The sequence below is a fragment of the Bauldia sp. genome (genome assembly GCF_965232525.1).
Taxonomy (GTDB): domain Bacteria; phylum Pseudomonadota; class Alphaproteobacteria; order Rhizobiales; family Kaistiaceae; genus Bauldia.
On record NZ_OZ246980.1, the window covers coordinates 3998602 to 4011573 of the forward strand.

Annotated in this window: 10 protein-coding genes; 2 read left to right on the forward strand and 8 right to left on the reverse strand. The window is 64.1% G+C overall.

The features are described 5' to 3' along the window. Window positions 1-267: 267 nt before the first annotated feature. The 4 genes from ACO076_RS18965 to ACO076_RS18980 form a co-directional block, all read right to left on the reverse strand. Window positions 268-2067, reverse strand: a complete 1800-nt coding sequence (locus tag ACO076_RS18965; protein WP_421724375.1) for an AAA family ATPase — start codon at window positions 2065-2067, stop codon at window positions 268-270. Window positions 2068-2398: 331 nt separating this feature from the next. Further along, window positions 2399-2719: a hypothetical protein gene (locus ACO076_RS18970; RefSeq protein ID WP_421724376.1), complete on the reverse strand. Its 321-nt coding sequence runs from the start codon at window positions 2717-2719 to the stop codon at window positions 2399-2401. Window positions 2720-2837: 118 nt separating this feature from the next. After that, window positions 2838-6005, reverse strand: coding sequence for an efflux RND transporter permease subunit (locus ACO076_RS18975; RefSeq protein ID WP_421724377.1), 3168 nt, complete (start codon window positions 6003-6005; stop codon window positions 2838-2840). Beyond that, window positions 6002-7180, reverse strand: a complete 1179-nt coding sequence (locus ACO076_RS18980) for an efflux RND transporter periplasmic adaptor subunit (RefSeq protein WP_421724378.1) — start codon at window positions 7178-7180, stop codon at window positions 6002-6004. The genes ACO076_RS18975 and ACO076_RS18980 overlap by 4 nt, the downstream gene beginning before the upstream one ends. A 193-nt stretch (window positions 7181-7373) precedes the next feature. Here ACO076_RS18980 and rfaD point away from each other — a divergent pair, with 193 nt between their 5' ends. Continuing rightward, the gene (gene rfaD / locus ACO076_RS18985) at window positions 7374-8321 is read left to right on the forward strand and encodes an ADP-glyceromanno-heptose 6-epimerase (RefSeq protein WP_421724379.1); all 948 of its coding nucleotides are present in this window, start codon (window positions 7374-7376) and stop codon (window positions 8319-8321) included. Here rfaD and waaC read toward each other — a convergent pair. The 3 genes from waaC to ACO076_RS19000 are packed head-to-tail and all read right to left on the reverse strand — an operon-like array spanning window position 8318 to window position 10534. Then, a complete protein-coding gene (gene waaC / locus ACO076_RS18990; RefSeq protein WP_421724380.1) occupies window positions 8318-9346 on the reverse strand; it encodes a lipopolysaccharide heptosyltransferase I in 1029 nt (342 codons plus the stop codon). The genes rfaD and waaC overlap by 4 nt on opposite strands. Beyond that, a complete protein-coding gene (locus ACO076_RS18995; RefSeq protein ID WP_421724381.1) occupies window positions 9343-9933 on the reverse strand; it encodes a D-glycero-alpha-D-manno-heptose-1,7-bisphosphate 7-phosphatase in 591 nt (196 codons plus the stop codon). Before ACO076_RS18995 ends, waaC begins: the two co-directional genes overlap by 4 nt. Window positions 9934-9937: 4 nt before the next feature. After that, window positions 9938-10534 (reverse strand): D-sedoheptulose-7-phosphate isomerase, encoded by a 597-nt coding sequence (locus ACO076_RS19000; protein WP_421724382.1) that lies wholly within the window; start codon window positions 10532-10534, stop codon window positions 9938-9940. Between the two features lie 47 nt (window positions 10535-10581). Here ACO076_RS19000 and ACO076_RS19005 point away from each other — a divergent pair, with 47 nt between their 5' ends. Then, on the forward strand, window positions 10582-12021 hold the full coding sequence (locus ACO076_RS19005; RefSeq protein WP_421724383.1) for a PfkB family carbohydrate kinase: 1440 nt from the start codon (window positions 10582-10584) through the stop codon (window positions 12019-12021). Window positions 12022-12036: 15 nt separating this feature from the next. Here ACO076_RS19005 and ACO076_RS19010 read toward each other — a convergent pair whose 3' ends face one another. Continuing rightward, window positions 12037-12807: a FadR/GntR family transcriptional regulator gene (locus tag ACO076_RS19010; protein ID WP_421724384.1), complete on the reverse strand. Its 771-nt coding sequence runs from the start codon at window positions 12805-12807 to the stop codon at window positions 12037-12039. Window positions 12808-12972: the final 165 nt, after the last annotated feature.

Sequence of the window (12972 nt, forward strand, 5' to 3'; positions counted from 1 at the left end):
GGCAAACCGGGTGAGGGGTTGTAACCCTTGGCGGTGGTCGCCACCGTCGACACCCCTCACCGAGCTCGGCTAACCGGCTCCGCCGCCAAGCCTCGCTATCCTCTCCCGCGGGGAGAGGGGCGACGCTGCACCCTCGTGCGTGCTTCAAAGTTCCGCTGACACGGAACTCAAAGATCACGTATAGCGTCGCGTTCTTTGTGGTCGCCACAAATGTACGCGAAGTGGTCATGCACGAACGACCGAATTAGGCCACTCAGGTGCGTTTGATCACGGCTCAACGGGGGCTGCGTTCTGTTCCTGCGGAAATATTGCATCCGCAAGTGTCTCAAGTGCAGGCCGAAAACCCTCAAAGTCTTCTGGAGAGCATTTCTCGTCACAGAGAAAATCGCAAAGCGCGGACTTATTCAAAACCTTCTTGGTTGTTTCATTTGGGCCGTCCCTAACAACAGTGGTGTCGAAGAACCGCTCCTCGAAGACTACATCGGGTAGAAGGTTCTCAATTCCTTTACCGCAGCGGCCGTTTTCCGTATTCTGCACCAACACTCGCACATGGAGAAAGCCTTCATCCATCGGCGGGTCGTTCTGGTCGCAATCGAACAACAGCACGGTGTGTGAACGCAAAAGAGACGGATTGTTGAGCAGAGTTTTTCTGGCTTGCCTAAGTTGTCCTTCCCCGCCGTCTTTTGCTTGCCCATTCGCCATAACACCAATCCAGTCAAAGTCTGCGCCATCTCGCAATTGCTCGAAACCTAGTAACTCTGCAGCGGTACGAAAGTACTTCGGGTCCGTTTGGCCTTCGCAGAGAATTTGTGGACGCTGAAGTTGCGAAGCGCGTTCCATGACCGTTTCGTCAAAATATCTTGTGGCTTTAAGGTAATCAAATGAAGATTGAAACTCGCTGAACCGCTCTGCTGTGATGCTCACCCCCGAAGGCATCTCGAGTAAAGCGAAACCTGTCTCGCCAAAGAGCTTCTCCATACCCAGCGGGAAAAGCGGCGAGTGTGCTGAGACAACAAACTGAATTTTTGGGAAGAGATGTATCAAATGCGGTAACACCTCGTGCTGCAAGTCAGCGTGTAGATGGGCATCCACTTCGTCAATGACAACGATGCCCTCCATTTCTGTGGTCGGTCTAGCCGCGTTGCCCGCGTCGGCATACATCATTATTGTACCAAAGATACCGAAGAGCATTGCTTGACCGGATGAAAATGCATCTAGGCTGGGAAGAAGTACATCATTCCCTTTGAAGATCATCAGCTTTCGTCGACCTGATTTTCGGCCAGTTCGAACCACTCTTGCATCCGGGACGCCAAACATCGTTTGTAACAGTGCGTTTACATTCGCCAGAGCTGTATTATTTGCAACTGCAGCAGCTATGGCGTCATCTACTCCTTCTATCTTTTGTAAAACGGCGATCCCGTCGATCATTTGGTCCAAAAGAACATCGACAAGCCACGGTTTGATTTCGGATAGGCTCGACCGCACGGAAATCGGCTTGCTTAGTAGGTAGCTGAACCGATCCGCGAAGCGTGCATCGTCCCGCTCTGAGGTTGAACCAGACCAATATGGTTCCTCAGTCCTATCCGTCGGAAAACTCACATAACAACCGCTTCGAAAGATCTGCTCAATTCGTTCTTCTGGACCTTCAACTGTTTTGTGGGCGCCCTCAGGCTGCCAGTTCGGTGCCTGGGGAAACGCTTCCAGTCTGTTTTGGATGTCGGTCTTTGCGATTTGACCGCCCTTGCTGGCATAGGTGTAGGCGGTCTGCCCATCTTCAAATTTCAATAGAGCAAGCTCATGATTGCTCCCTGTCCGGATAGTCGCACTTCCAATTGTCCGATGCCATTTATGCATGCCCATGTCATGTTTGGGTGCAACGTCGGTAAACTTACGGGCAGCGAGTTCTATCAAGGCGTCAGTCAAGTACGCCAGGAAGTTTGATTTTCCCGACCCGTTCCTTCCAACGAAAACGGTTGGCAAGGGCGTTCCATTGTCACTGAACTTGAACTCCAACTCTAGATCGGACAAGGGACCGCTGTTTAAAACAAGTGCGTTCTTAAGGTACATTGTACTATCGGCCTCCAAAGTATAGACGCTCGGCGAGTTGACTGGTGTCTAGTGCGAGCCACTTATGCAATGATATATCTACATCGCCAAGACGTACAGGCTTTAGCGGTCAACTGATACCGCTCCGCGGTGGGGATCGAACCTACAACAAATCGGTTGCCAGCCATCTGTGCCTACAATGGGTGCGAATGTCCGCTTCCAGCGTTTCGCAGATCAGAATTTTGCTCCTGCAGCTAAGGTCCGCTACCCGCCCTTATGACTTCTTGAGCCAATTTCGAGTCTGGTTCTTCGTCCGCATCTCGGACATCCACTCAAGCGATCACCCCACAAATCACTGGCACTTGAGATGGGCTGTAACGCTATACCCGACGTCTTTGCTTTGTTGATTACAAGTGTAGGTTTCATAGGTCTTGAAGTCTGTTTTCTGAGCGCTGCACGTCACAGCGCTGGTCGCGGTGACATCCTGCTTATCAAGGCTGCCGTCTTTGCATTTGAGGGTCACGTGGACAGGCGAGCCGCCCTGCACACCGTTCCAGGTTTTTCTGCATTCGCCGACACTTTGCTGACAATCGAGTTCCAGAGTACTGGAACTCGCCCATGCCGGAGAAGCCGTGGCCAGCACCAGCGCGAGGGCCGTAAGACAGTGTTTCATGGTGCGATATCCTCCCACTTGTTTCACCGTGATGGACGGACGTCCATATTCATTCGCACACTCTAGCCCCGACGCCGACCGCCAGGACGATCCACGCCGCCAAGGGCCGCCGCGTCCCCTACTCCGCCGCCGACACGCCCTTCGGCCGCTGCCCGAGTTCCTCAGGCGTCGGGGTTAGCCCTAGCGGCGTGCCTTCCGCCGCGGCAAGTTCGCGCTCCAGCCGCTGGGTCTCGGCGATCCGCGGTTTGGTCAGCCGCGCCAGCAGGCTGAACACCACCGGGGTCAGAAAAAGGGTCGCCAGCGTCGCGATGCCGAGACCGCCAACGATGATGGTGCCGAGCGCCCGGCGGGCTTCCGATCCCGCCCCGGTGGTCAAGAGCAGCGGCAGGCCGCTCAGCACCGTCGAGATCATGGTCATCACCACCGGCCGGAGCCGGATGACGGCGGCGTCGAAGATCGCATCGCGCACCGATTGCCCCTGATCGCGCAGCTGGTTGGCGAACTCGACGATCAGGATGCCGTTCTTGGCCATCAGCCCGACTAACAGCACCAGCCCGATCTGGCTGTAGATGTTGAGCGAGCCGCCGGTGACCAGAATCGCGAACACCGCCGCCGCCAGGCCGAACGGCACGGTGGCGATCAGGATCAGCGCCGAGACGAAACTCTCGAACTGGGCGGCGAGCACCAGGAAGACGATGATCAGCGCGAAGATGAAGGTCTGCAGCACGCCGGACGACGCCCGGTCGAGCTCGCGCGCCTCGCCGGAATAGAGGATCGTCATGCCGGGCGGCAGCGTCGCTTCGGCGATTTCCGAGAGCCGGTCCATCGCTTGGCGGAGATCAACATCGTCGCCGAGCCCGGCGGTCATCGGCACGGCCCGGCGCTGGTCCTGGCGCTGGAGGTTCGGCGCCACCGCGGTTTCCTCGAAGGTCACCAGCGAGGCGAGCGGCACCATCCGCCCGCTCGATGAGCGCAGTTCGATCCGGTCGAGGCCGGACGGGTCCTGGATCATCCCTTCCGGCGCCTGCAGGCGGATCTCGATCGCATCGTCGCCGACATAGAAGTTGCCGAGGTCGCGACCGTCGAGCAGGGTCTGGACCACCGAGGCGATATCGCCGACCGGGATGCCGAGATCGGCGGCCCGCTCCCGGTCGATCACGATCGAGACCTGCGGCTGGGTCGTGTCGTAGTCGAGCCGGATGTTGCCGAAGGTCGGATCGCCGGTCATGGCGTCTTCCAGCTCGTCGGCGGCGATGGCGATCGCGTCGTAGTCCGGCCCGGCCACCGCGAAGCGTAAACCCTGACCGCCGCCGCGGATACCGAGGCTGTTGGGGGTGCGCGCGAACACCTGGATGCCGGGGATTTGGCCGAGCCGCTGGTTGATGTCGGCGGTGATCTCCTGCTGGCTGCGCGCCCGCTCCTCCCACGGCGCCAGCCGCACGAACATGAACCCGCCGCCGCCGAAGCCGCGCGCGGTGGCGAACACGGTTTCCGCCTCGCCGCTGTCGATGAAGGGCTGCAGCGCGTCCTCGGCCATGCGGATTTGCGCCGCGGTGTAGTCGACGGTGGCCCCCTGCGGCGCCCGCACCGAGATCGGGATGAAGCCGCGGTCCTCGGTCGGGGTCAGTTGCGACGGCAGGGTGGCGAACGCGATCACCGCCGCCGCCGCGAACACGCCCGCAATCGTCAGCACCACGATCGGCGCATCGAGAGCGGCGCGCAGCAGCCGCGCATAGACTCGCTCGGCGCCGCGACCAACCGCGCTCACCGCCCGGCCGATCGGCGTTGCGGTACCCGGCGCCGACGTGCCGATCCAGCGAGACGCCAACATCGGGCAGAGCGTCAGCGCGACGATCGACGACAGCAGCACCGCGAAGGCCAGCACGAAGCCGAACTCCGAAAACAGCCGTCCGGCGGTACCCGGAAAGAACGAGATCGGAATGAACACCGCGGCCAGCGTCACCGTGGTCGAGATCACCGCGAAGAACACCTGCCGCGTGCCGATCACCGCCGCCGCCCGCGGGCCCAGCCCGAGGTGGCGCTGGCGCGCGATGTTCTCGACCACCACGATCGCGTCGTCGACCACCATGCCGGTGGCGAGCACCAGCGCTAAGAGGGTCAGGATGTTGATCGAGAAGCCGGCGAGGTAGATCGCGCCGACGGTGCCGATCAGCGCGATGGGCAGTGTGATCGCCGGGATGAAGGTGATGCGGACCGACCGCAAGAAGACATAGATGACCGCGACCACGATCAGGATCGCCAGCCCCAGCGTGAAGATCACCTCGCCGATCGCGCCGGAGATGAAGATCGCGTCATCCGAGGTCACCGTCAGGGTCACGTCGTCGGGGAGCGAGGCTTGCAGTTCGTCGACCGCGGCGCGCACCGCGGACGAAATCTCCAGCGTGTTCGAATCAGCCTGGCGGACGATCCCCATGCCGACGCCGCTCGCCCCGTTCATCCGCATCGTCGTCGCCTGCTCGGCGCGGCTGAACACCACGTCGGCGATATCCCCGATCCGGGTGGTCGGGTTGATCTCGACGGCGGAAATTTCCTCGACCGATTTGGCGCTGGCGTCGGCGCGCACCAGCAGCGTTTGTGTCGCGTCCGACACCCGCCCGGCGGGGGCGTCGAGGGCGATGTCGCGCAGTGTCGCGATGACGTCGTCGACTGTCAGACCACGCGCCGCCAGGGCGTCGGGGTCGACGATCACCCGCACCACCGGTTCCCGGTCGCCATAGACCGAAACGTCCGCCACGCCTTCGACCGCGGCGAGACGATCGACCACCAAGTCATTGACAAGACGGGTCAATTCGTCGATGGGCCGATCCTCGGAGGTGGCCGACAGGCGCATGATCGCGTCGGAATCGGTGTCCGCCTTGACGATCACCGGCGCGTCGGCGTCGTCGGGCAAACTGCGAAGTCCGCCAATGACATCGCGCAAATCGTTCGCAGCGACGTTTAAGTCGGTGGTCTCGCTGAACTCGATGGTGATCCGGCTCGATCCGGCCGAACTCCGCGCCGAAATCGTCTCGACGCCCGGCGTGCGCGCCACCGCCCCCTCGACGACCGCGGTGATCTCCTTGTCGATCGTCTCGGGCGTCGCCCCACTGTAGTTGGTGCGGATCGAAATCACCGGCCGATCGACGTTCGGTAACTCGCGCACCTCGACCCCTTGGAGGGCCGCGACACCGGCGACAATGATCAGCAGATTCAGGACGATAGCCAGCACCGGCCGGCGCACGAACAGCGCCGAGACTCCATCCGCGGTCTTGCCGGCCCCGATCATCCGCGCTGCCCCCGGCCCTCGGTCCCGTCGCGATCGCTGACGGCGTCAGGCGCCTGCGCTTCGGGCTCGGCCGCGGGTGGGACCACCCCGCCGATCGGCGAAACCGTCTGGCCCTCCCGCAATCCGAGGACCCCTTCGACGATAATCCGATCGTCAGCGGTAAGGTCCCCGGCAACCGTCACCGCGCCGCTGCGGCGGACGATCACCTGCACCGGGACGCGCGTGACGGCGTCTCCTTCCAGCTTCCAAACGAACGACCCGTCCCGGTCCCACTGGATCGCCAGCGACGGCACCGCCGGCTGCGGCTCGCTGTCGACCGCCAGGCCGATGTTGACGGCCATCCCCGGCCGCAGATCCTCACCCGGGTTCGGCAAGGTCGCCTCGACCCGCAGTGTTCGGGTCGTCGCGTCGATCCGATTGTCGATGGCGGTGAGCTCGCCGACGATGGTCTCGCCGGGGAGTGCCGGCGCGGTCGCGGTCACCGCCTGGCCGAGCGCGATGTCGCGAGCCACCCGCTCCGGCACGTCGAATGACACGGTGATCGACGACAGGTCGGCGAGCGTCGCGATGGTCGTCGACGAGGTGACCAGATCGCCGGTGGAGATGCTGCTGAGACCGATGACGCCGTCAAACGGCGCCATGATCGAGCGCTTGGCCAATTCGATCTCGGCGCGCCGCAGGTCGATCGCGGCGCGCTGCTCTTCCCGCCGCGCTTCGGACAACGTCACGGCGGTCACGCTGCCGGTTTCCGAGAGTCGCTCGGTGCGTTCCAGCGTTTCCTGGGCCGACTCAACCGCCAGCGCGGCGAGGTCGACGGCAACGCGTTCGTCGTCGTCCTCGAGGTGAACCAGGACCTCGCCGGCCTCGACTTCGCCGCCGGGAACGAAGTTGACCTCAACCACGATCCCCGTCACCTGCGATTGAAGCGCGACCTCGCGGGCCGCCACGGCGGTACCGATGGCGCGCACCGATGTCCCGGCCGAGTCGATCTCGACCGGCGCGGCGACAACCGTCGGCGCGGCGCCGAAGCCCGCGAATCCGCCACCGGGTCTGCCGCCGTCGCTTACCTCCTCCGTGGCACCGAACAGCGCGACGGGCCGGTCGTAGATGACCCAGGCGCCGAGGGCGATCAGCATGATCGCTAAGGCAACACCAAGTTGTTTTCCTATCGACATGCTCGGCCTTCGGCTCTGCGGGGAACGCCCGCGGTGGGGACAGTAAGTCTCAAAAACGGCGTCAGCGCATTAACATTCAGTAATAGTTGTCGCGTCGCCGCGACAACTGCCGCCCGGGCTAGTCCGGCTCCGATCGCGGCTTCACGGCCTCGATGCTTGCATTTGTGCGGGGCGCGGGCCATGAGGTCGCGCCATGTTCATCGTCACCGGCGCGGCCGGATTCATAGGTTCCAACCTCATTCACGCCCTCAACGATCGGGGCCACAGCGACGTCATTGCTGTCGACGATCTCACCGACGGCCACAAGTTCGAGAACCTGGTCGGATCGCAAATCGCCGATTTCATCGATGCGCGGGACTTCCGCCAACGCATTCTCGACGGCGCGGATTTCGGCAAAGTCGCCGCCGTCTTCCATCAGGGGGCGTGCTCGGACACCACCGAGTGGGACGGGCGCTACATGCTCGACACCAACTTTACGGTCTCCAAGGAGTTGTTCGGCTGGTGCCAGGATCACGCGGTCCCCCTGATCTACGCATCATCGGCGGCGGTGTATGGCGCCTCGACCGATTTCCGCGAGGACACACCGGACCTGCGGCCGCTCAATGTCTATGGCTGGTCGAAGCTGCTGTTCGACCAGTGGGTCGCCCGCCAGGGGTCGTCGCTTCCGGGCAAGGTGGTCGGTCTGCGGTACTTCAATGTCTATGGCCCGCGTGAGAGCCACAAGGGCCGGATGGCCAGCGTCGTCCATCATTTCAGCCGCCAGATCGAAGCCGACGGCCAGGTCAAGGTGTTCGGCGCCTCGCACGGCTTCGACGACGGTGAGCATCGCCGCGACTTCGTCTTCGTCGGTGACGCGGTCAAGGTGAATCTCTGGGCCTACCAGTCGCCCGAGGCCAGCGGTGTCTACAACGTCGGCACCGGGACGGGACGCACCTTCAACGATCTCGCCCGTGCGGTCATCGCCTTCCACGGCCGCGGCGCTATCACCTACATCCCCTTCCCCGCCGATCTCAACGATGCGTATCAGGCGGTCACCACCGCCGACATCGATCGGCTCCGCGGTGCCGGCTACGACGAACCGTTCGCCGCCATCGAGGAAGGCGTCCCGGCGACGCTTGGAACCAACACGAACGGCGCCTAAGCCGGGGTCACCGTTGCCGCGATCGCGTCGCGCACCTCATCGACGCCAATCGCCTCCATGCAGCAGTGCCCGCGAGCTTCGCGATCGCAGGTCTTTCGGCGGCAGGGGGCCTCCGGATATGTCGAAGCGATGACCGTCTGCGCCCGCCCGTAGGGTCCAGTCAGCCCCGGATCGGTCGGGCCGAACATCCAGACGCCGGGCACGTCAAGCGCGGCGGCAAGATGCATCAGGCCGGAGTCGAGCCCGACGGCGAGGTCGGCGCCGGCGATCACGCTGGTGAGCGCGTCGCCCGACAGAACCTCGGGCAAGACGTGAACGCCGGCGATATCGACAGCAAGCCGCTGCGCCCGTGCCATTTCGTTTGGGCTGCCCCACGGCAGCACAACGGCGCGGCCGCCGGCGGTCATTTCGGTGAGTAGCGCGCGCCAATTGCGCTCCGGCCAGAGCTTGGTCTCCCAACTCGCCGAATGGATCGCCACCGCATAGGGCGCCTCAACACCAAACCGTTGCGCGCCGCCTTTGGACACCGACAAGCCGTACCGCCCCTGCCCGGCCGGCACCGGATAGCCGACCGCGGTGGCAAGCAGCCGTCGGCTTCGCTCGACCGCATGCATGGCGCGCGGCACCCCGATCCTCCGCGCATAGAGGCGGCTTGCCGCCGATTCGCGCGCGCTTGCCGCATCGAGCCCGGCGACGCCACGCCCGGCAAGCAACGCCGGCAGCGCACTTTTCATCAACCCCTGCATGTCGACCACATGGTCATAGCGTCGGCGACGCAGCGCCCGTCCGAGCCGCGCCGATTCCCCCACCAGCCGCGGCCAGTTGGTCGGCCGGGCGCGCAGCCGTCGCTGGGCCAGACTGTGGACGGTCGTCACAGCGGGATGGAGCGCGACGAATGGCGCAAAGGACTCGTCGACCAGCCAATCGATCTCGACGCCCGGGCGGGCGGCGGCGAGGTCGGTGACCGCCGGAAAGGTGTGCACGACATCGCCGAACGAAGTCAGTTTGACGATCAGCACCTTCACGGCGATAGCACCGACAGTCCGTCGATCAGGTCGAGCCTGGCGGAGAGATCCCACTCGGCGTGGGCGGCGCGCTGTCGCGCACCGTGTCCGGTCAGGACGTGCGCGACGCGCCCGACCCCGGCGGCGTCGGCGGCGCCGAGATCGCTCGGCATGTCGCCGACCATGACCGAACCGGGCAGGTCGAGGTTCAAACGACGCGCGGCTTCTACGATCATGCCCGGCGCCGGCTTCCGCCAGCCGCAGCGGGCGCCTTCCTCCGGCGCATGGCCACACACGAGTTCGGCATCGAGCACGATGTCTTCGGCGGCCAGCAGCTCGCGCAGGCGCGCCGCCACCCGCTCGTAGTCCTCCCAACCGAAGTACCCGCGCCCGATCCCCGACTGATTGGTAATGAGCACCAGCGCAGAACCGGCGGCGCGAAACCGGTGCAGCGCATCGATAGCATCCGGAAGGAGCACCACATCGTTCGGGTCCGACAGGTAGCCCGGATCGTCAATCAGCGTTCCGTCGCGATCGAGAAACAGCGCCGGACTGGAGCGCCGCGGCGACGGCGCAAGATGGACCCGATGCATGTCCTCCAACGCCAACCCACTACTCCGGCGTGAACGCAGTATCGATCGCGGCGCACAGGAGGTGATAAAGGAAGACGTGGGCTTCCTGTATCAGGAACGTCCTGTCGGCGGGCACGACCAGGCAGTGGTCGGCGAGGTCGCGGGCTGCCACCGCACCTCCGTCGCGGCCCGTGAAGCAGGCCGTTTTGAGTTCCATTGCCCGCGCAACGACCAGCGCTTCGACGACACTGGGCGACGTTCCCGACGTGGTGAGGCCGATCAGCATGTCGCCGGGCCGACCCAGCGCTTCCACCTGGCGGGCGAAAATCTGGTCGTAGCCGAGGTCGTTGCTCGCCGCCGTCATCGCCGAGGTGTCCGTGGTCAGCGCGATCGCGGGCAGGCCGGGCCGTGTCGTCTCGAAGCGGACCATAAGTTCGGTTGAGATGTGCTGGGCATCGGCGGCGCTGCCGCCATTGCCGCACAGCAGGAGCTTGCCCCCGGCGCGGAGCACCGATATAGCCGCTTCCGAAAGCGCCACGGTGGGTTCGATCAGCGCCTCGAGTCGTTCAAAGACAGCGCGATGGTCGTCGAGTCGCCGCCTGAAATTCGCCGTCACCGCGGCGCGGTCGGGGTTCATGGGTCATTACCTTCGGGAAAAAGCGCCGGAAACGGGTCCAAACAACGATGGATGCTAGCGTTATAGACCGGCTGGCTCAAGCAAGCGTCATCGTCGTCGGCGATGTCCTGCTCGACCGGTTCATCGAAGGCACCGTCGGCCGGGTTTCGCCGGAAGCGCCGGTGCCTGTGGTCGATCACGCCTCCGAACGGCATCGCCTGGGCGGCGCGGCTAACGTCGCCGCCAACCTGCTTGTCTACGGCGCCCGGGTAACGATGGTCGGTGTCACCGGCGACGACGCGCCGGCGCGGGAGTTGGAGCGCCTGTGCGCGAGTTTCAATCGCCTCGATGCGCGCCTGATCGCCGATCCGGATCGGCCGACCACCGTGAAGACGCGTTTTCTCAGCGGTTGGCAGCAACTTCTCCGGGTCGACAACGAAACGACTCATCCGCTGTCAGAACCGATCGCCGATGCCCTGGTGGCCGCCACCACGGACGCCTTGCCGCGCTCCGATGCCCTCGTCCTCTCCGACTACGATAAGGGCGTCTTCGAACGATCGACGATCCGCCGCCTCATCGATGCGGCACGGGAGGCCGGCGTTCCGGTTGTCGTCGATCCCAAGAAAATCGAACCGGCCGCGTTCTCCGGAGCCGCATTGTTCAAACCGAATGCGCTGGAACTTGCACGGTTCACCGGCCTCGCCATCGACTCCGATGCCGGCGCGGAGGCGGCCTGTCGCCAGATCATCGACACGGTCGACATCGGCGCTGTACTGGTGACCCGTGGCGCCTCCGGCATGACGCTTGTCGAGCGTCAAAGTCCAGCGGTCCACGTCAGGGCGGAAACCCGCCGCGTGTTCGATGTCAGCGGAGCCGGTGATACCGCGGCCGCAACACTTGCGGCCGCGCTCGCTACCCGGTTGCCGCTGCCGGATGCGATCCGCATCGCCAACGCCGCGTCCGGTATCGCCGTCGGTAAACCCGGCCCGGCAACCGTCGAACCAAGGGAACTCAAGCAGGCGCTCGGCCTCGAAACCGCGGCCAATGTCCTTAGCGGCAAGGACGTTTCGGACCGGATCGCCGCCTGGCGCGATCAAGGCCTGGTGGTCGGGTTCACCAATGGCTGCTTCGATTTGCTCCACCGGGGCCATCTCTATTCGCTCGAGCAAGCGGCGCGCCGCGTCGACCGGCTGATCGTCGGTGTCAACACCGACGCCTCGGCGACCCGGCTGAAGGGACCGGACCGGCCGGTCCAGGACCTGGAGACGCGAGCGGCCGTACTCGCCGCGCTGCGATTTGTCGATCTCGTCGTCCCATTCGACACCGACACACCCGCCGAACTCATCGACCGGGTTCAGCCGGACATCCTGTTCAAGGGCAGCGACTACCAGGACAAGGAAGTGGTCGGCAGTTCCGTCGTCAACGCCCGCGGAGGGCGCGTCGAACTAATCCCGCTGCTTCCAGGCTATTCGACCACCGATACGATCGGCCGCTTGCGTCGATCCTAATCGTCTGCGCCGATCCTAATCGTCCGCGCCGATGCGTCGCTGGACGGTCACGCCGTCGATCGCCTCACCCTTGTCGAGCCCGACCGACTGACTGAACTCACTGCGCGCGAAGTCGAGCAGCCGCTCCATAGCGTTGCGCGCCGCGACCGGGTCACGCTCCTTGATCGCGTCATAAACCGCTTCATGGCGAGCGATCGCCACCTCGAACGCCCCACGGACACGGCCGCGGTGGCGGAAGCTGGCGCTCAGCATCGGCACCAGGATGGCGCTGAGCTTCTCGATCAGCATGTTGCCGGCGGCCGAGAAGACCGCGATGTGGAACCGTGTGTCCGCCGCGTAGAACGCATCCGAGTAGCCCCCTTCGGCCTTCATGGCGTCGAGTTCGGCGCCGATGCGGGCGATGTTGGCGTCGGTGCCGCGCTTGGCGGCAAGAACGACGGCGAACGGTTCCATTACCTGCCTGATCTCGACCAGGTCCTTCAGAAAGCTCTCCGGGAGCTCATCGATCGGGTGCCAGGCAAGAACGTCGGGATCGAGCAGGTTCCAGTGGCGGCGCGGGGTGACGATGGTTCCGGCGCGGCGCCGGGCGGTGATCATGCCCTTGGCCGCGAGAACTTTCAGACCTTCCCGGATCGCCTGGCGGCTGACCTTGTATCGCGCTGCGAGCTCCGCCTCGCCGGGGAGGACCTCGCCCTCCCGAATGTTGCCCGAGACGATTTGCCGGCCGATGTCGTGCGCAAGCCGGGCGTGGATGGCGGACGCCGGGTAAAGACGTGCATCATTCATGCGCGGGCCGCCATCTCTGCCGGCCGCACAATCGCATATGTTTTGGTCAACCACCACGACCGGGGGCTGAAGCTGGCGAGAGGCTGCAGGGCCGTGCCTTTGACCGCACGGACCTTCTGTGCAGCCATTGAACGGCGTTGCACGACTCGGGTGAGCCTCGTTATC